Below are 21,054 nucleotides of genomic sequence, written 5' to 3' on the forward strand. Positions count from 1 at the left end.
GGTATTTTTACATAAGTAAAGCATATACTATAATCATGATGAAATCAACGTCTGCTGATTTTCCTTTAAGTATTCAGGTCAGTTTCCAAAAACTTGTAGATTACTACCATAACCATTTGGAGAATGGTAATGAGTTATACAGGTCAAGGGCTAAACAGATCTTTGATATTGTAGAGAAGTATCCAAAATTAGTTGATGGTCTCAATTCACAAAGTGACGTCGATGAATATGAAGAACAAATAGAATTACTATTTGAGGATCTGTTTCCCACTGTTCTTACATCCAATGAAATAAAGATCGCTACAGTTCCATATCGTGATATTATCTTTAAATCGACTAAGCGTTTTCGGGATATCATGAAGGAGCCTAGTGAAAACAGGTCAATGGTACTAGCGGGTTTTGATGATACGTTGAATTATATTATGGGATGTAGTATGATACTACTTTTTTACTATAATTATAAAGTAGATTTTAGAAGACCCACCTATTATAGCGTTCGCGATGCCAATAACATTATGCGCCATTATCGCGTGCTTTACAATGCAGATTTTACTGACATAACCAAAACAGATAAAGCGATCGATATCACACAAGAGGATGTTGACGAACTCCTTGAAAATTTTGATAACATTGCACTTTGGAAAGAAAAATTTCCACCAAAGAGCTATATTTTTAAAGGTTTTGTTATTGCTACACTCTTTGATCTAACATTAGACGTTTCAATTTCTAATTTTAAAACAGAGCTTCTTAAAAATGATAAGATTGATGGCAATCAGACCGGCGATACACAAGGTATTTTTAGATCTATTTTCGGATTACCCAACCTTAAGATAGGAGTCACAGATTACAATTCGGAAGAAGGCACATTTGATATAGTTCCCGGCATGGAACTGCCCAGCTATATTTTAAATGGAGAAACCTCTGTTAAATGTGTTGATGCCTTGTGCGATGTTTCCTATTACACGCTTTTTAAACAAAATGAAATTTACGTCGTCACAAATACAGCTAAGTACGCTGAAATGTACCCAGACAACAGATTGTATAAGAAGTTTAGAGATCAAGGAGTTGCCAGTTTTATCTTAATCGCCATTGTTCATCACAATAAAGTGTTGGCTGTATTAGAACTAACCTCAAATGAGGTCAATGCTTTAAATACGGTCAATGCAGTAAAACTCAAGGATATTATGCCTTTTATGGTAGAATCTGTTGTTCGCTCCAAACAGCTAGCTGAGAATGCGATAGAGTTGCTTATTCAAAATGAATGCACATCCATTCACCCTAGCGTTCATTGGAAATTTAAGAAAGAAGCTAAGAGGGTGATCAATTTACAGGCAAGTGGACAACAAGCCGTATTTAAAGAAATCGTTTTTGAAGAAGTATTTCCTTTATTTGGTCAAATAGACATTAAAGGGTCTTCGGAAGCAAGAAATGTTGCCACACAACAAGATCTATTGTTGCAATTGGAGCACATTTCAGAAATAATACAAAAAATACACACGATAGAAGAACTGCCTATTTACGAACAGCTTATCTATCGGGTTAACGATTATATTTCAGATTTAAAAGAAGCCTTAAAAGTAAATAGTGAAAGACAAGTTTTAAACTTCGTACGAGCCGAAATTACTCCATTATTTAGACACTTGTCGAAAAAATCGGAGGTTCTTAATGAGCTTATTAGTGCTTACTATGAACTTGTAGAGCCTAATACCGGACTGGTTTATCATCATCGTAAAGATTATGACGAAAGCGTTATGAGTATCAATAAACGCTTGGCATCCATCTTAGACAAAAAACAGATCGATGCACAAGCCATGTATCCACATTACTTTGAACGTTTTAAAACAGATGGTATTGAGCACAATTTATATATTGGCGAATCGATCACTAAACTCAACAGTTTTAATAAAATCTATCTGTATAATTTGCGTCTCTGGCAGCTACAAGTGATGTGTGAAATGGAAAATGCCTATTACAGAATGAAAAGCACCCTGCCCATGCCATTAGATGTGGCGTCTATGATCTTGGTGTTCAATAGCTCCCTTGCGCTTCGCTTTAGAATGGATGAAAAACGATTTGATGTTGACGGAACCTACAATGCTCGTTATGAAGTTATCAAAAAGCGAGTTGATAAGGCCAATATAAAAGGTACCGATGAACGCGTTACTCAAGCGGGGAAGATCGCCATTGTATATTCACAAGGCAATGATGAAAAAGAATATTTAAAGTACATTGGGTTTCTACAATCTAAAAAATATCTCGATACAGACCAGGAGATCGTAAATCTCGAAGATCTTCAGGGTGTAACAGGTTTAAAAGCGATACGTGTTAGTGTTTTGTATTCCAAAGGAAAAGCAAACGCTAAAGAATACTATACTTATCAGGACTTAATGGAGCAATTGGAAAATTGAATTTTTTGATTATGGTTGAACGATCTTTGTCACCTCTTCAACCGTTTGTTCGGAAATACCAAAGGAGATCCCGAAAGCAACGATAGAAATAATGGTACCAATAACAAAAATAGTATAGGTTAATCTAAGGATGCGGTACTTCCGGTCGAGAACTTTTCCTAAGAAATACAAATCCTTCGTCATCGAACTATAAATATAATCTTTGTCTTTTAAAAGCTCCGAAATAGCCCATTCGTACTGAGAAAGTTCCATTTTATGAAAATTTCCGAAGAAGGTCAAATTGACACTTTTATTCTGAACATCTTCTCTTGTAAACTCACCCCGTGTTACATTAGGCCTAGTGGCGATCACCGACAAGATCATGGTGGTAGCACTTGATAATACAAAAATAGCCGTTGGGATCACTAAAAAACTGTTGGAATCTAATTTTGAAAGCAGATTAGACAAAACTAGTGATATCATAATAGCATTAACAGAAAGCAAAATATTGGCTTTTGTATCTGCAATATCACTTAATTTAATATGGTTTCGGAGAGCAACTCTATAAAAAGATTGAATTCCACGTTCAGGGCTGCTATTTTTAGCCTCTGCCTTATATTTAGCTTTCAATTCTTCCTTTTTAAGCTTCTTTTTGTCCTTTTTCTTCTTCTTCATAAGTTCCGCAAGATTCTTTTCCTTTTGTGGTTGCCAATTTTTTAAGGCATAATCACTGTAGTATTTATGCCTATTTACAAGCACGTCAATATTTTCATCACGCCATTCGCGAGGAGAATATGTCTTAATATCTTGCTCAATATATTCTTGTCTTAAAAACTCACTCGCTTCTTCAAAATATTTTTTACCGAAATGCGATGAATCTGCATCACGTATAATTTCTTCTAATTTGCTATGTGGTTCTCCCTTGAATTTTGTCGCTAAAATACATTTTTCAACCGCTGTGATCGTATCGGTTTCTACACCGTGTTTCGATAAGAATTCATTAGCGATCTTTACGCTTTCTTCTTCATGGCCTTCTCTGCATACAATATATCCGCTATCGTGCAGTAAAGCTGCTAAACGTAGTATCTCTGCATCTTTAACATCGATTTGTGAGTTTTCAATTATATCATTTATACTTTTATAAACACGTTTTGAATGCGTATAATTATGATATAGAAACGAACCGTCAAGCTTCTCATTAAAGAGATTCATGATAAATTCGTCTGCTGCTTTTACAAGGTCTGTCATGATTAGAAATTAATGATCCAAATTACAAAAAAACAACCGTCAGTCATTTTATATGAAGAAAATTAACAGCATTATAACTTTTGTAACTTCTTTTTTCGTCCTTAGTTGCGCCACTTATTCTCCCCAGTTTAAATCTGAAGAAAATAAAACCAACCTCTCCCAAAAGAAACTTGATAAGACATTTTATCTTTTAGGTGGTTCTTCGGATAGAACTCCAGCTTCTTTAGGACTTCAAGCTTTTGGTAAGTTTATTTCTTCTGAAAGTACTAAAAAGGATCACATCCTTTTTCTTGGTAATACCTTTAGCGACCTAGCTAAGATCGATACCGATCAAAATCAGGTCTCCCAAGTGTTAAAGGATTTTAAAGGTGATATCACTGTTATTCCTGGGCAATACGATTGGAGCAAGGGCTCTAAAGGTCTCGATGCGCAAAGTGATCAATTAAAAAAGATATTTCAGGATGATGATTTTATTATGCCGTTGGAAGGTTGCCCCATTGAAAGCCTAGAAATTGAAAAAGATATTCAACTTATTATTATCGATACTCAATGGTATCTTGAAAATTGGGATGATCGCCCAGGTATCAACGACGATTGTGAAATTAAAACCCGTAAAAAGTTTATTGCTGAAATAGAAGGGGAGCTTAAAAAAAATAAAGACAAGACCATAGTTTTTGCGATGCACCATCCTATTTTAACCAACGGAGCACATGGCGGAAAGTTCGGAGCTGTCAATCAATTAGTTCCTTTGCCTGTAGTTGGTTCCCTCGTCACACAAGTACGCAGTAAAGGTGCTATTTCTATTCAAGATCGCTACAACGAACGCTACGATGAACTCATGTCGCGTATGCAAGTATTAACTCGTGAACACGATAGACTCGTATTTGTATCTGGGCACGAAGAATCTTTGCAATACATTCAAGAAGGAATTACAAAACAGCTTATTTCTGGATCGATCGGTTCGCAGAAACGAGCCGGTTTAGGGAAGAATGGCCATTTTAGTTATGGCGGACAAGGTTTTGCTGCCTTAGATATTTTTAAGGATGGTTCTACAGCCGTTCGTTTCTATAAAGCAGACCAAGATGGAACTGCTCGCTTGATCTTTTCCGAAGAGATCATTAAAAAAACACCTGAAATTATACTTAGGGATATTCCTACAAGCTACCCGAAAACCGTAAAGGCATCGGTGTATAAAGATTCTGAAATTGAAAAAACGGGCTTTTATAAGACCGTTTGGGGTGATCATTACCGAAATGTTTATGGTACCAACGTTACAGCGCCGGTAGCTTTACTAGATACATTGTATGGCGGATTGGAAGTAGTGCGCGCTGGAGGTGGCCATCAAACCCGTTCGCTTCGTTTAGTTGATAAAGATGGAAAAGATTACAATATGAGAGCCCTTAAAAAAAGTGCTGTTCAGTTTATTCAAACAGTGATCTTAAAAGATAAAGAAGTGGAAGATGATTTTAGAAATACGATTTCTGAAGATCTTATCTTAGATTTTTATACGGCTGCCCATCCCTATGGAGCCTTTACCGTCCCGAAACTATCGGAAGCTGCAGGTGTTTTTCATACTAATCCGAAGTTATTCTGGGTTCCAAAGCAAAAATCCTTAGGAAAATTTAATGACGATTATGGGGATGCGCTCTATATGATCGTAGAACGACCAGACGAGCCCTACGATGGTGCAATTTTTAACTTTGCCGATGACATAGAAAGTACAGATGACCTGCTCGATAAAATTAGAAGTGACGAAGAAAATGTTGTAGATGAAAAAGCATATATCCGTGCGCGAATGTTCGATATGCTTTTGGGTGATTGGGATCGCCATACCGATCAGTGGCGCTGGGCGGAGTTTAAAAATCAGGACGGAAAAGACGTTTTTGTGCCTATCCCGCGAGATCGCGATCAGGTATATGCCAATTTTGATGGAGGAATTCTAGACGTAGTGCGAGCGTTATTTAGTACTGCTAGGCAATTTCAGATATATGACGCCGAATTAAAACATACCAAATGGTTTAATGCCGCCGGAATAAAACTAGATCGAGCCTTACTTGAAAACTTCGGAAGAGAGGAGTGGATAACACAGGCAAAACATATTCAAAATCAAGTGACCGATGAGATCATCGATGCAGCTTTTAAAGACATGCCTTCCGAAGCACAAGACGAAACCGCTATGGATATTAAACGCCGACTTAAAGGTAGACGTGATAATCTTGTGACTATAGCAGAAGATTACTACGAATACTTTTCAAAGCTACAAGTCGTTACAGGAACCGATAAAGATGATTATTTTGAGATCACACGTCTTCCCGAAGGCAAAACAAATATAAAGACCTTTCGAATTAAAGATGGTGATAAAGCCGACCTGATGGTTGATCGTACCTACGATAGTGCAGATACAAATGAACTTTGGGTCTATGGTCTCGACGATGATGATGTCTTTGAAGTAAAGGGTAAGGGTGACAAGCCTGTTTTTATTAGGATCATTGGAGGTCAAAATAATGACACATATAAAATCGCCAACGGTAAAAAGATCAAAGTTTACGATCATAAAAGCAAAAAGAACACTGTTGAAGAAAAGGGAGGTGCAGCTTTTCGCTTTACAGATAATTATAACTTCAATACATACGATTCGCAAAAACAGATCTTATCGTCTAATCTATTTTTGCCAGCAATTGGTTTTAATCCCGATGATGGCTTTAAAATAGGAGCTAGTGATGTCTATACGATACAAGGTTTCCAAGGAAACTCATTTAAACAGCAGCATCGTTTTGCAGCGGGTTATTATGTCGCAACAGAAAGCTTTGATGCCAGTTATGAAGGGGAATTTGCAAATGTCTTCGGAAATTGGAATTTCTTAGTTGGAGCTAATTTCAGAAATCCCAGCTATGCCAAGAATTTCTTTGGCTTCGGAAATGAAACACTGAATCCCGATTACGAAAGTGATGAATTTGAAAGAGATTACAATCAAGTGAGACTGGGCGGCTATGGTGGTCATATCGGCATATTGAATGACACACCCTACGGAAGTGTTTTTAAACTAACAGCAAGTTACGAAGGTGTTGAAGTGCAACAAACACCAAATCGTTTTATCACCTTGTTTCCTTACGACGATTTTGGAGAAACCAAGAGTTTTGTTAACGCCACAGGAGAATATGTGTATGAAAGTTATGACAACAAAGCAAACCCAACACGCGGCATGCACTTTGATGTTGAAATTGGAGCAACACAAAATATTGAGGATAGTGATGGTGTTTTCGGATTTGTTAACCCGCAATGGACCTTGTACAACGCTTTACTTCCAAATAGAAAACTAGTACTTAAAACTACGGCATTAGGACAAGTTAGGATAGGAAATAATTTTGAATTCTATCAGGCAGCGCAAATAGGAGGAGATAACGGATTACGCGGTTATCGCGACGAACGTTTTACAGGACGAAATGCCGCCGTTGGAAGTGCAGACCTACGCTATAGCTTTAAACGATTTAAAACGGGGGTCGCACCTATTCAAGTGGGTGTCTTTGGAGGTGCCGATGTGGGTCGCGTTTGGGTTTCCAATGACGACAGCGATGAGCTTCATAGCGATTATGGTGGTGGATTTTGGGTGAATGCTGCCGATGTACTCAGTGGAACATTTAATTTATTTACCGGTGATGAAGGACTTCGATTTACCTTCGGAATCGCAGTGTCAATGTAATTTTATGAGTTTAAAAAAAATAGTTTTTTGTTTAAGCACTTATCTTTTGGTGTCTTGTGCGTCAACTTATGAACCACAATATCTATATCCAGAAGCAACGCCCATATTTCCTTTAGAAAAAAAAGTTGAGAGAACTTTTTACCTTGTTGGAGATGCTGGAATTTCTCCAATGGGAGGAATGAGTGATGCTCTAACTACCTTGAACAATCTTATTGCTTCAGAAGAAACAGAAGGTGATTATGCAATCTTTCTTGGAGATAATATATATCCCGATGGCATGCCTACAATTGAAGATGCCGAACGGAAATTCGCCGAAAATCACATGGATGCACAGTTAAAGTCGGTTGAAAACTTTAAAGGTGAAACCATCTTTATTCCAGGAAATCACGATTGGTATAATAGCGGACTCTCCGGATTACTGCGAGAGCAGGAATATTTGAAAGAAGCTTCTGGAAAAGATCTATTAAAACCTTCAGGTGGGTGTCCGTTAGAAAGCATTGCCGTTTCCGAAAGTATTCAATTAATAACTATAGATACCCAATGGTATTTAGAAGATTGGAATAGAGACCCAGCGATCAATGAATTTTGCGATATTAAAACTCGTGAGAAATTTTTTATCGAACTCGATATAGAGCTTCAGAAAAATCAAAACAAGACCATATTGCTTGCTATGCACCATCCTATGTTTACAAATGGAACACATGGCGGTTACTATGCAAAGGAAAAACATTTATACCCTGTTCAAAAAAAAATACCTCTTCCTATTTTAGGTTCTTTGGTTGCACAAATTCGATCTCAAGGTGGTGTGTCTGTTCAGGATAGATACAATGAACTCTACAATAAATTGATGAATCGATTGGCTAGTATCACAAAACAAAGTGATCGTTTGGTATTTGCCTCTGGACATGAACATACAATGCATCATATTGAAAAAGATGGTATGATTCAGATCCAAACCGGAAACGGTGCAAAATCGAGCTACGCTACAATAGGACGTTTTGGGGAATTTAGTTATGGCGGACAAGGATTCGCAGTTATGACTGTTTTTGAGGATGGGTCGTCTTGGGTACGCTACTTTTCGGTAGGGGAGAACTACACACCGAAATTGCTCTTTGAAAAGGAAATTATTCCCCCTCATGCCAAATATGATGTGTCGCAATTGTTAGATATAGCTAAACTTCCGAAGGAACGAGAGGCCGCTATCTATACACCCGACAGCATCAATGAGGCGCTTTTCTTTAAAACAATATGGGGACAAAAATATAAAGACGTCTACGCCACTCCAATAAAAGCGAAAGTAGGTAATCTAGATTCTATCTTTGGCGGGTTAAAGGTAATACGTGAGAATTCGTCACCTAGTTACAAGGCCTTGCTTTTAAGAGATAAAAACGGAAACGAATACAGCATGCGAGCCTTGACCAAAAGCGCACTTCAGTATCTAAAAAAGCGTGATGTTCCGTTAGATCCTCAAAATATCGAAGATGCAACCGACGTAAATATTGATGACGAGCTTACACGCCCAGAGCAATTTAGCTCTACATTTTATACTGCTTCTCACCCGTATGCAGTGATGGCTGTTCCCGTAATGGCAGATGCAATTGATATTTTTAATACAAAACCTCGGTTGTTTTATATTCCGAAGCAAAAAAAACTAGGCGACTACAATGATTCCTTTGGAGATGAATTGTACTATATTTCTATAGAACCTAATGAAAACAGTGAAGGTCAACGCACCTTCGAATACCCCGACGATATTGAATCTACAGATGATATTCTCATTAAACTTAGACAGCGAGGCGATATTTTTTTAGACGAAGAAAGCTACATAAAATCACGTCTGTTTGATATGTTGATCGGCGATTGGGATCGCGAGAGTGATCATTGGCGATGGGCCGAATATTACAATCGCGATAGTTTAAATGTATTTGTGCCAATTCCGAAGAACAGAGACGATGCATTCTCAAATTTTGAAGGAACCATTTTAGATGTGGCAAAATCTATCTTCGGAAGTAATAACCAAAAACACATTTATGACGCCGATCTGAGAGATCTAAAATATTTCAACAAAGAAGGTATCATTCTAGATAGAGCCCTTTTGCAACGATCCGGACGCAATCAATGGACTTTTCTCGCTAAGGAAATTCAAAATACCATTACCGATGAACTTATTGAAAAAGCCTTTGATAATATTCCCGAAGAAGTCCGCGATGAAACCTTGGAAGAGATCAAAACCATGCTTAAAGCACGACGGGAAAACCTGGCGTTAATAGCCGATAGATACTACACTTACCTCGCTACCCAACAAACCATTGCTGGGAGTAATTTTAATGATTTCTTTGAGATAACACGTCTCCCAGATGGTAGAACCAATGTAAAGGTATACCCCAATTACAGTGCAAAGGAGGGGGAGCCATCAGTAGATCGCACTTTTAAGATGGAAGATACCCACGAACTTTGGCTCTATGGACTCGACGGTCAAGATACTTTTGAGATAAAAGGAGTGGATGAAGACGACTTGATGTTTGTTCGAATGATCGGCGGTCAAGGGATCGATACGTTTAAACTGATCAATGGTGAAAATTCAAAAGTTTACGATCACGAAAGTAGAGAGTCGATCATAGAAGAAAAAAACGCGGGAAATGTACGTTTTACAGATGTTTACACTTTAAATACATTCGATTATCGCAAGCAAATAGAACGAAACAATGGCTACGCGGCATTAGGTGGTTACAATCCTGATGATGGCGGTGTTGTGGGAGCACAGTATACATATCAAATAAATAGTTTTCAACGTAATCCGTTTTCACAAAGGCATACAGGAAAAGCAGGCTATTTTATTGGCACCAATTCATTTGACCTAAGCTACGAAGGAGAATTTGCCAATATTATGAATAACCTCAATTTAAGCATCAATGCTTATGGTACGAGTGCTAATTTTGTTGAGAATTACTTTGGCTACGGAAATGAAACCCAAAATCCAGAAGAGGATCTTGGAATTGCTTATAATCAGGTTGCTTTACAAACCATTTCTGCAAGTATTGGCTTACTGCGAAATTCGAGTTTTGGTAGCTATTTTAAGCTACAAACAAAGTTTGACGCCATTACACAAAGTACAACGCTAAATGCGGCAAATTTGCCTACTTCAGAAGATCAAATCGACAATACTCAATTTTTCGGGACCGTAGAAGGTATCTATAACTATAGAAGTTTTGATATTCCTACGGCGCCAACCCGAGGAATGATGTTCGATCTACGCGCTGGAGCAACAGATAACCTGAGTGATCCGAGTAGAGTGTTTGGCTTTTTATACACCCGACTAGGTTTTTACAACAGTGTATTTCAAAGTTCGAAGTGGGTTTTAAAAACAAATTTGCAGGCCGGATTCAATTTTGATAATAAATTTGAATTTTACCAAGGGGTAAAACTTGGGGCCGATTCGGGATTGCGGGGTTATCGTAGAGATCGTTTTACAGGTAAATCAAGCTTGGTTGGTAGTGCCGATCTACGATATAGTTTTAATGAATTTCGAATTGAACTCATTCCTATCAATCTTGGGGTGTATGTTGGAGCCGACATGGGAAAACTTTGGATCCCGTCTCAAACTTCAGATAAGTGGCACAACGATTATGGTGCGGGACTTTGGCTTAATGGCTCTGGCGGACTCAATGGTTCATTTAGTGCTTTTCGTTCTACGGAAGGCACCCGTTATAGCTTCGGTTTAGGCTTTTCTTTTTAAACTTGTAGTACATTATTATGAAGAAAATCAATCGGATTGGTGCTTATTTTATATTGCTTTTGCTTGTTGTTTCATGCGCAAGCTCAAATGTACAGACCGTAGCAAATACCTCTCAAGAAATCATAGCCAATACGCCCTTAACACATCGTTTTTATGTAGTTGGTGGTGCTTCGGAAAAAACAAGTCAAAACGTACTCGCTGCTGTTGAAAAGGAATTACAAAAGGAAACTTCCGAAGAAAAACACCTAATTTTTATTGGTGATAATATTGAAGCTAAGAAAAAGGATACCTCATCAGTAAAGCAGCAGCTCGATCGTCAGATAGCTGTGATGAAAAATAAAGCGGTTTCAAGTTATATGTTGCCTGGGAATCGCGAATGGGACTTTAACGGTGTAAAAGGACTTGAATTTATAGAGGATTATCTGGAAAAGCAGTTGCAACAAGACGATATTTTAACACCCAACAATGGTTGTCCGTTAGAAAGCATAGAAATATCAGAGCATATTCAATTGATCACACTAGATAGTCAGTGGTTTATTGAAGATTGGGACAAACGACCTGGTTTTAATGATAAATGCGATATAAAATCGCGTGAAAAGTTATTAAGCGAACTCGAAGGCGAACTCAAAAAAAATTCAAACAAATTTATTCTTTTTGCTATGCACCACCCGCTGTTTACCAACGGTATTCACGGCGGAAAGTTTTCGGCAAGAGATCATATATTTCCCTTAGGCGGAACGATACCTCTTCCAGCTGTAGCAACGTTGATCACTGAGATCCGTTCACAGGGAGCGCCATCGGTACAAGATAGATTTAACAAACAATATCGGGCCTTAGCCGAAGCAGTTGGGCCCATGCTGTCGGATCCAAAATTACGTGTTTTGGTGGTTTCGGGGCATGAAAAAAATCTACAGTTTATTGAAGAAGGCTCGATCAAACAGATCATTTCAGGCTCGGGGAGCGATGGAAAACCAGCTTCATTAGGTGATAATGGCCTGTTTTCTTTTGGAGGCGAAGGCTTTAATAGTATAGAGGTCTTTAAAGATGGAAGTATTTGGACCACTTTTTATAAGGTGACTTCGGAAGGAATTTCGGAAGTGATCTTTCAAAAGAAAGTATTTGAACCTATCCCTGAATTTGATCTTTCAAAGCTTCCAAGTACGTTTCCGAAGACTGTAATGGCTTCAGTTTATACAAAAGAAGAAGTTGAAAAATCTGAATTTTTTAAATCGTTTTGGGGAAATCACTACCGCGCTGTCTACGGAACAGCTGTAGAAGCCGAAGTTGCAGTTTTAGATACCTTGTATGGCGGTTTGGAGGTTGTTAGACCTGGTGGAGGCCATCAGACCCGTTCGCTGCGATTGGTTACCAAGTCGGGGAAAGAATACAATATGAGGGCACTACGGAAAAGTGCAGTTCAATTTTTAGAAAGTACAGCCTTTAAAGGAGTTGATGGTGAGCAATATTTTTCAAACACGCTAACCGAAGACCTAATTTCCGATTTTTATACTGCGGCGCATCCTTATGGCGCTTTTGCGATTCCGGAAATAGCCAAGGCAGCCGAGATCTATTATACAAAGCCTAAGCTGTATTATGTTCCGAAGCAAAAAAGATTGGGTAAATACAATGACGACTACGGAGATCAGCTCTATATGATCGTAGAGCGTCCTACAGATGATTTTAAAGGCAGAAAGCATTTTGGAAATCCAGATGATATTGAAAGTACAGATGATGTGTTGAGTACACTTAGGGAAGATGAAGACTATCGTATTGATGAACAAAGTTACATTAGAGCTCGTATTTTTGATATGCTTCTTGGCGATTGGGATCGTCACAGCGATCAATGGCGTTGGGCGGTGTTTGAGGATATCGATGGAAAAAAAGTTTTTGAACCTATTCCCAGAGATCGAGATCAAGTGTTTGCCAATTTTGATGGGAAACTTTTAAACGCGTTACGTAACGTAATGGGGAGTGTCAATCAGTTTGGGGTTTATGGTCCAACAATAACTGATATTGAATGGTTTAATAAAGCTGGAATCAAGCTAGATAGGGCGCTGATCAAACGGAGCGACCGATCAGTCTGGCTTGCGGAAGCCCGATTTTTACAAAATGCAATAACACAAGAAACCTTAGACCGAGCTTTTGTTGCACTGCCTGAAGCAGTTCAAGACAGCACCTTAAGAGAAATAAAAGATCACTTTATTGGTAGGAAGGCAAACTTAGAAGAAATAGTAAAAGATTATTATCAGACATTTATAAAATTTCAGACGCTTACTGGAACCGATAAAGACGATCATTTTGAGATCACGCGCTTGCCAGATGGAATAACGAAGATCAAGGCGTACCGCATTAAAGATGGTAAAAAGGGGGAATTGTTGTTTGATCGTAGTTTTAATAGTGATGAAACTAATGAAATCTGGCTATATGGACTAGATGATAAAGATGTATTTGAAGTCACAGGACAAGGTGATCGTCAAATACTTATTCGTATTGTAGGCGGACAAGAAAAAGATAGCTACAGTGTTAAGCAAGGAAAAAGAATAAAGATCTACGATAGCAATACCAAAAAGAGCGAAGTGCTAAGTAGAGGAGGAGCTCAATTTAGGTTTACCGACTTTTATGAGGCTAATGTTTACAATTATCAAAAGGAACCAAGTAGCAGCGGTGGTATCTCTCTCTCTTCAGGATATGATCCTGATAATGGAGTTACTCTATCGGCGGGTTATAGCAAAGAGCGCGTTGATTTTATAACGAATCCATTTGGGCAACGTTTTGGTTTGCATGTAGATTATAGTTTTCTTACGAAAGGCGTTGATCTACGTTTGGAAAAAACCTTTGCGGCGATCTTTAAAGATTATAATTTTGTTGTGGAAGGGCGCTTCACTTCAGATCAATTTACGGAGAACTTTTTTGGCTTCGGAAATGAAACCGAAAACTTCGATGACTTCCTAGGAATCGATTTTAATCGGGTAGGTGTGAGTAGATACAACGCTGCCGTGGGTGTAGAGCGGGAGAGTGACTATGGGAGTTTCTTTCAGGTAAAACTAGAAATGGAATCTGTAGCCCTTCTAGACACAGCTACAACTTTAAATATTTTAGCAGAACGCAATTACTATTTTATTCCTCAAATATCCTATCGATATAAAAATTTTGACGATACCAGTTTTGTAACGCGAGGTATGTTATTCTCGATACGCGGTGGCGGAATTGACACATTTAATGATGACAAAATTACTGGGTTTTTAGACGCGGGTATTGATTTTTATAACAGTATTTCGCATAACGATCAACTTGTCTTACGAACGGCAGCGCAAACACAACTTACCTTTGGTGATCGTCCGGTCTTTTTTCAGAGCCCTAGTGTGGGTTCAGATAGCGGATTGCGTGGTTTCCGAAGTGATCGATTTAGGGGAGATCAAAGTTTGGCAGGAAGTGTCGATCTAAACTATAAGTTTAGAAAAATTAAAACGGCGTTATTTCCAATAGACTTAAGTATGTACGGAGGTGTTGATTTAGGTCGTGTTTGGATAACCGAGGAAGACTCTAATCTTTGGCATTACAGTTATGGTGGTGGAATAAATGCATCTTATACCGATGCTTTAAAAGGAGTTTTTGGTCTGTTTACAGGGGAAGAAGGCATACGACTTACAGGTGCACTGCAGTTTACTTTTTAAACGAATACTTATATAAATTTCCGCCCTCAGGACCAACTTTTTCATCGGCTATAAGCACCGTGCTAGCATCGATAAAAACAATACTTTCCTTTTGCGATTCATGCTCAAGGTGTATTTTTTTTGCCTTTCCCTCAAATACATTTGCTCCTTTAAAATTAGAAAACAAAAATATTTTATTCGAAGTGAGCAGCGCCAGCTCTCCTGTTTTATGATTCAAGGCTGCGCCAGTTACCTGGCAATCATCTTCATCCTCACAGGTTATATAACTACCTAAATAAGTAGCTTCAACTTCGCCAGACCCAGCCGGAACACTGTAGAGTTTGGTAGTTCCATCAAAATGACTACTGCGATTTCGTGTAAACAAGTAAAATTTTCCTTGAAAATAAACAAAGGCCTCTACGTCAAAATTTCGCTCTTTCTTTTTCGGTGGAAAAGCTGTTTGATCTTCAAATTTAAAACGTGTGATCTCTATTTCCATGCTATCTGACATTGCGATATTTCCCAATCGATATATCGCTAGATCTTTACGTTTATTGCTGTTATTGCCAAAATCACCAATATATAGGTTGCCTTTAGTATCACTGGCGAGATCTTCCCAATCTATATTCTTTAAAACCGAGAGCTCAATAGTTCGTTCTATTTTTCGCTCATTGATATCATATCCATACACGCGCGGAGAATTCCCACTATCATTGATCATCCACAAGAGGGAAGAGCCATGAATAATTTCGATTCCGCTAACTTCATTTAGCTCACCGGGAAGGGAACTAAGAATTTCAAGTTTTCCAAGATCCGGTTGAGAACAAGCAGTTAAACCAACGACAAGAAGCGTTACTAAAGTAAATTTCAATGTCATTATGCCGTTGGGTGATTATCTGTAGCAGACATTGTCCATGCATCAAGCATCCAACTAGTCTTTTCAAGATCGGCAATATAAGAACCCATAAGGTCAATTGTTCCTTCATCACCTGCTTTATCAGCTTTTTCAATAACAGTTCGCATTTGCTTGAGAATGGTTCCGTGATCTTCCAATAGCGTTTTAACCATATCAACATCCTTTATTTTGGAAGGAGATTCTTTAAGATTTGAAACTTTTAAATATTCCGAAAAGTTACTAACTGGTTGAAAACGCAAGGTTAAAATTCGTTCCGCGATTTCATCAACTTTTAGCTTAGCATCATCGTACATTTCTTCAAATTTTATATGAAGATCAAAGAAGTGTTTTCCAACAATATTCCAATGAAAATTCCGCAGTTTTTGATAGTACAAATGATAGTCGGCCAATAATATATTGAGTTCTTGCGCAGTTTCCTGGATTTTCTTTTTATCTAAATTTAAATAGTTCATGGTATCTTATTTTTTGTTTACGTAAAATTACTCGCCTTTGATCGCTTTACCAATTTTTGTAAACGGTTTACCAATTCTTTAACGCTGCCAGACATTTTTGCCAATAAATGTTAATACCTTTCTTAGCTGAAGCATTGAAAATTAGCTTCTTGAGTTTAAATAAAAATAATGTACCTTTGCACGCCCAAAATACACAGTTGATCCATGAAAAACAACCTAACTACCGCTATTAGAGCATCTCTTGACGCTGGAAAGGCAATCTTAAAAGTCTATGCCACTCCCTTCGATGTTGAAGTAAAAGGGGATAACTCTCCACTTACAATGGCCGACAAAAATGCCAGTGACGTTATAAATGGCTATCTCTCAAAGCTTTCATACCCTATTATAAGCGAAGAAACACGCAATGCTACTTTTGATGAACGCAGTGGATGGCAAACATGTTGGATCGTTGATCCATTAGATGGAACCAAAGAATTTATTAAAAGAAATGGCGAGTTTACTGTTAATATAGCACTAGTTGAAAACGGTAATCCTATTTTAGGCGTTATTTATGTCCCTGTTACCAAAACACTATATTATACATCAGAAGACAGTAAGAAAGCATTTAAAGTGGTGGTTTCTTCGGAAGAGGAAACAATGGAAGCGATATTTGCTAATGCTTCCGAAATTAAACCAGCTTCTTCAGAAGCATCTCCAGTTAAGATCGTAGGTAGTAGATCGCACCTTAATGAAGATACAGCACAATTTATCTCCGAAGTAGAAAAAAATAATGATGTTGAAATAGTAAGTAAAGGAAGCTCACTGAAGTTTTGTTTGGTTGCCGAAGGAGAAGCACATATATACCCCCGTTATGCACCTACTATGGAATGGGACACTGCTGCTGGACAAGCTATTTGCCAGGCAGTAGGGTTAACGGTTATGGATACTACAACCAAAAAACCGCTCCGCTATAACAAAGAGAATTTGTTGAATCCTTATTTTATTGTTTCGGCCTAATGTATAAAAGAGCCTCCCATTTACGAAGTATACTAAAAGGTATTTCATGGCGATTTGTAGCCACTACAGATACGATCTTAGTGGTGCTATTTATCACTTGTTTGTTTGGTCAATGTAGTATTGAAAATGCCTTAAAGATTGGTTTTGCCGAATTTATTCTTAAATTAGGGATCTATTATTTTCATGAGCGAATTTGGGAACGGTATAGAGAAGAAGGGCCTATCACCCCAAAACGAACACTTTATAAAACCATCACGTGGCGAATTGTAGCGACTACTACCACCTTTTTGATTAGTAGCGCAGTATTAGATAGTTTTAACGAAGTAGCGCTTTTTATTGCGTTAACCGAGTTAATTACTAAATTTGTACTCTATTATTTCCACGAACGCCTTTGGCTTAAACTACCACTAGGTCGAATACGAGACTACTTTAAAAGAAAATTAAAGCTGTAATGGAAGAGAACGTAATTCCACATTCATTTGTGATTGGGCAGCCCGAGCGATCAGCGCTGAAAAAGCACGCTGCGTTCTTATTGTGGTTTACCGGACTTTCAGGTTCAGGTAAATCTACCATAGCCAATGCCGTAGAGCAGGCATTGGTTTCCAAAGGAATTCACACATATTTATTAGATGGTGACAATGTACGCAAGGGATTAAACAATAATCTATCATTTTCGCCTGCAGACAGAACAGAGAATATTCGCAGAATTGGTGAAGTTGCTAATCTTATGATTGACGCTGGCTTGGTAACTCTTGCTTCATTCGTATCACCTTACAAGGTAGATCGCGAGCAGGTACAATCTATTGTTGGGGAAGAGAATTATATTGAGATTTTTATTAATACACCTCTTGCTGAATGTGAAAACCGTGATGTCAAAGGCTTATATGCCATGGCAAGACGTGGCGAGATCAAAGATTTTACGGGTATTAGTGCTCCATATGAAGCACCACAACACCCAGATATTGAAATAGACACAACAAAAGTTACGATCGCAGAGGCGGTTGCGATCATTTTAAAATATATTGAAAACAAACTAGATCATGAGTAAGTATTATTTAAATTATTTAGACGAATTAGAATCGGAAGCTATCTTTATTTTAAGAGAGGTATGGGCTCAATTTGAAAACCCAGTGATTCTTTTTTCCGGTGGAAAAGATTCCATCCTAGTTACTCATTTGGCTCGCAAGGCCTTTTATCCGTCAAAGATCCCTTTTCCTTTGATGCACGTTGATACCGGACATAATTTTCCGGAAACTATCCAGTTTCGCGATGATCTAATCGAAGAACTTGGAGTGCAACTTATTGTTGGTTCTGTACAAGAAGCTATCGATGATGGCCGTGTAGCGGAAGAAAAAGGTAAAAATGCAACACGTAATGTTTTGCAAATTACAACTCTTCTAGATGCTATAGAAAGTAACAATGTTGATTGTGCTATTGGTGGTGGACGACGTGATGAAGAAAAAGCACGAGCAAAAGAGCGTTTCTTTTCACATCGTGATGATTTCGGACAATGGGATCCTAAAAACCAGCGTCCTGAATTATGGAATTTGTTGAATGGAAAACACTTTGAAGGAGAGCATTTTAGAGCATTTCCTATTAGTAATTGGACTGAAATGGACGTGTGGAATTATATTATGCGTGAAAACATAAGTATTCCTTCTTTGTATATGGCGCATCAGCGTGATGTTGTTTGGAGAAGTAATTCTTGGATTCCAGTTTCTGAACACTTAAAGCTAGAAGAAGGAGAGAAAGTTGAATCTAAGAAAATTCGCTTTAGAACCTTAGGTGATATTACAATCACAGGAGGTATGGAAAGTGAGGCTGATACGTTAGAAAAGATAGTTGCTGAAGTTGCTGCTATGAAACAAACGGAACGTGGTAACCGTACCGACGATAAGCGTAGTGAGAGTGCTATGGAAGACCGTAAACGTCAAGGGTACTTTTAGTAGTTTCCTGACTAAAGAATTAACGAATAAACGAATCAACAATTAACAATATTCAAATGGCAATAGATAGTAATCAATTATTACGTTTTACAACTGCGGGAAGTGTAGATGATGGAAAAAGCACCTTGATTGGAAGGTTACTTTATGATAGTAAAGCAATTTTTGAAGATCAACTGGAAGCAGTAGAAACAACAAGTAAACGCAAGGGACATGAAGGCGTAGATTTAGCCTTATTTACCGATGGTTTAAAAGACGAACGTGAGCAAGGGATCACTATTGATGTTGCTTACAGATATTTTACTACACCTAAGCGTAAATTTATTATTGCCGATACCCCAGGGCATATTCAGTATACCCGAAATATGGTAACGGGAGCTTCAACTGCCAACGCTGCCTTGATCTTAGTTGATGCTCGTCATGGAGTGATCGAACAGACCAAGCGTCATGCTTTTATTGCCTCATTACTCCAAATTCCGCATTTGTTGGTATGTGTAAATAAAATGGACTTGGTTGAATATTCTCAGGAAGTCTATGAAGGTATTATTGATCAATTTGAAGAGTTTTCTTCAAAACTATATACAAAGGACATTCGATTTTTACCAATTAGCGCTTTAGATGGTGATAATGTAGTAAATCGTTCAGAAAACATGGACTGGTATCAGGGAGCACCCTTGTTGCACACCTTAGAGCGTATTCATATTAGTAGTGATATTAATAAAATTGATGCGCGTTTTCCAGTACAAACCGTTTTGCGTCCGCAAAGTAAAGAATTTGTTGACTACCGTGGTTATGCTGGCCGCGTAGCAAGTGGTATTTTTAGACCAGGAGATGAAATCACTGTGTTGCCTTCTGGATTTACTTCAGCGATAAAATCGATCGACACAATGGATGCTGAGCTTGAAGAAGCGTATGCGCCTATGTCTATTTCAATGACGTTGGAAGACGATATTGATATTAGCCGCGGAGATATGATCGTAAAGACCAATAACAAACCTGAACCGCTTCAAGAGTTTGATGCCATGTTATGCTGGTTGCACAATGATGCTGCAAAACCACGCGCAAAATATACGATCATGCATACCTCAAATGAGCAAAGAGCCATTATTAAAGAGGTTGTTTATAAAGTAGATATCAACACCTATTCTCGTGAGTTAGAAGATAAGGAATTCAGAATGAACGATATTGGTCGTGTTAAGATCAGAACTACGCGCCCATTAATGATTGATGAGTACCGCGATAACCGATTAACAGGGAGTTTTATTCTTATTGACGATGCAACACACGAAACAGTTGCTGCTGGAATGATTTTATAAAGAAGCCACATGATACTTTCGCATAAGCACAAGTTTATTTTTATTAAAACCGAAAAGACAGCCGGAACCTCATTAGAGATCGCGCTTTCTGAATTTTGTGGACCTGATGATATAATCACTAAGATCACCATTAATGATGAGCTTAAGCGAAAGGAACTTGGTTATCCAACTGCTCAGAATTACAATATTCCATTTTCAAAATACGTCCAATTAGATTGGGGAAGATTACTTCTGAAACGCCGTACAGCCAAGTTTTACAATCACATGTCTGCTCTGGAAGTTAAAAGCTTAGTTTCTGAAGAAGTTTGGAATACTTATTACAAATTTAGCTTTGACCGAAACCCTTGGGATAAGATGATCTCATGGTATTTCTGGAAAAATAGAAATGGAGGATTCGACTCGATCGATGATTTTATAGCTAAAGGAATGGGTGGTTTAGTCAAAGGATTTGACCTCTATACTATAGGTGGTGTAAAAGCGGTTGATGATATTTTTAAATATGAAGATATTCCTGGAGCACTAAAAACCATTACTGAAAAATTAGACTTGCCAAAACCTTTGGAAATGCCTAATTATATTGCTAAAGGTGGGGCCCGTAAGGAGAAAAAGCACTACAGCGAACTACTGTCACCCGAAGCTGTTGAGAATGTCAATATTATGGCCGCTAGAGAGATTCGTCTCTTAGATTATCGTTTCTAACGATACGT

General features: G+C 38.1%; 13 protein-coding genes. 10 read left to right on the forward strand and 3 right to left on the reverse strand.

Translation table 11 applies throughout. The annotated features are described in order from the left end of the window. The first annotated feature begins 35 nt into the window (after positions 1 to 35). Positions 36 to 2,408, forward strand: a complete 2,373-nt coding sequence (locus ACY2RU_RS14580; RefSeq protein WP_490139213.1) for a GAF domain-containing protein — start codon at positions 36 to 38, stop codon at positions 2,406 to 2,408. A gap of 9 nt (positions 2,409 to 2,417) precedes the next feature. Here ACY2RU_RS14580 and ACY2RU_RS14585 read toward each other — a convergent pair whose 3' ends face one another. Next, entirely contained in the window at positions 2,418 to 3,635 is a 1,218-nt protein-coding gene (locus tag ACY2RU_RS14585; protein WP_490139214.1) for a Pycsar system effector family protein, read from the reverse strand. Between the two features lie 52 nt (positions 3,636 to 3,687). On the opposite strand from ACY2RU_RS14585, the gene ACY2RU_RS14590 reads away from it, so the two are divergent. From ACY2RU_RS14590 to ACY2RU_RS14600, 3 genes are read left to right on the forward strand one after another with little or no spacing between them, the layout of a single operon-like run. Then, positions 3,688 to 7,335 carry a bifunctional metallophosphoesterase/BamA family protein gene (locus tag ACY2RU_RS14590; protein WP_490139215.1) on the forward strand — a complete coding sequence of 1,216 codons (3,648 nt, stop codon included), beginning with the start codon at positions 3,688 to 3,690 and terminating at the stop codon, positions 7,333 to 7,335. A 4-nt stretch (positions 7,336 to 7,339) separates the two neighbouring features. Further along, the gene (locus ACY2RU_RS14595) at positions 7,340 to 11,071 is read left to right on the forward strand and encodes a metallophosphoesterase (RefSeq protein WP_490139216.1); all 3,732 of its coding nucleotides are present in this window, start codon (positions 7,340 to 7,342) and stop codon (positions 11,069 to 11,071) included. 17 nt (positions 11,072 to 11,088) lie between these two features. Further along, on the forward strand, positions 11,089 to 14,745 hold the full coding sequence (locus tag ACY2RU_RS14600; protein WP_490139217.1) for a phosphoesterase: 3,657 nt from the start codon (positions 11,089 to 11,091) through the stop codon (positions 14,743 to 14,745). On the opposite strand, the gene ACY2RU_RS14605 is transcribed toward ACY2RU_RS14600, so the two are convergent. Both ACY2RU_RS14605 and ACY2RU_RS14610 read right to left on the reverse strand, forming a co-directional pair. Next, positions 14,735 to 15,601 (reverse strand): hypothetical protein, encoded by an 867-nt coding sequence (locus ACY2RU_RS14605; protein WP_490139218.1) that lies wholly within the window; start codon positions 15,599 to 15,601, stop codon positions 14,735 to 14,737. The two genes, ACY2RU_RS14600 and ACY2RU_RS14605, sit on opposite strands and share 11 nt — an antisense overlap. Then, positions 15,601 to 16,092, reverse strand: a complete 492-nt coding sequence (locus tag ACY2RU_RS14610; protein ID WP_490139219.1) for a Dps family protein — start codon at positions 16,090 to 16,092, stop codon at positions 15,601 to 15,603. Before ACY2RU_RS14610 ends, ACY2RU_RS14605 begins: the two co-directional genes overlap by 1 nt. A 204-nt stretch (positions 16,093 to 16,296) precedes the next feature. Between ACY2RU_RS14610 and cysQ the strand changes: the two genes are divergently transcribed. Genes cysQ through ACY2RU_RS14640 form a run of 6 tightly spaced genes read left to right on the forward strand, consistent with a single transcriptional unit; the run spans position 16,297 to position 21,046 of the window. Further along, the gene (gene cysQ, locus ACY2RU_RS14615) at positions 16,297 to 17,088 is read left to right on the forward strand and encodes a 3'(2'),5'-bisphosphate nucleotidase CysQ (RefSeq protein WP_490139220.1); all 792 of its coding nucleotides are present in this window, start codon (positions 16,297 to 16,299) and stop codon (positions 17,086 to 17,088) included. Further along, positions 17,088 to 17,540: a DUF2061 domain-containing protein gene (locus tag ACY2RU_RS14620; RefSeq protein WP_490139221.1), complete on the forward strand. Its 453-nt coding sequence runs from the start codon at positions 17,088 to 17,090 to the stop codon at positions 17,538 to 17,540. Before cysQ ends, ACY2RU_RS14620 begins: the two co-directional genes overlap by 1 nt. Next, positions 17,540 to 18,136 (forward strand): adenylyl-sulfate kinase, encoded by a 597-nt coding sequence (cysC, locus tag ACY2RU_RS14625; RefSeq protein ID WP_490139222.1) that lies wholly within the window; start codon positions 17,540 to 17,542, stop codon positions 18,134 to 18,136. Before ACY2RU_RS14620 ends, cysC begins: the two co-directional genes overlap by 1 nt. Continuing rightward, positions 18,129 to 19,034: a sulfate adenylyltransferase subunit CysD gene (cysD, locus tag ACY2RU_RS14630; RefSeq protein WP_490139223.1), complete on the forward strand. Its 906-nt coding sequence runs from the start codon at positions 18,129 to 18,131 to the stop codon at positions 19,032 to 19,034. The genes cysC and cysD overlap by 8 nt, the downstream gene beginning before the upstream one ends. Before the next feature lie 56 nt (positions 19,035 to 19,090). Further along, complete coding sequence (locus tag ACY2RU_RS14635; protein ID WP_490139224.1) at positions 19,091 to 20,347, forward strand: sulfate adenylyltransferase subunit 1; 1,257 nt, start codon at positions 19,091 to 19,093, stop codon at positions 20,345 to 20,347. Between the two features lie 9 nt (positions 20,348 to 20,356). Next, complete coding sequence (locus ACY2RU_RS14640) at positions 20,357 to 21,046, forward strand: sulfotransferase family protein (RefSeq protein WP_490139225.1); 690 nt, start codon at positions 20,357 to 20,359, stop codon at positions 21,044 to 21,046. The last annotated feature ends 8 nt before the right edge of the window (positions 21,047 to 21,054 follow it).

The sequence above is a fragment of the Ulvibacter sp. 2305UL32-6 genome (genome assembly GCF_058148545.1).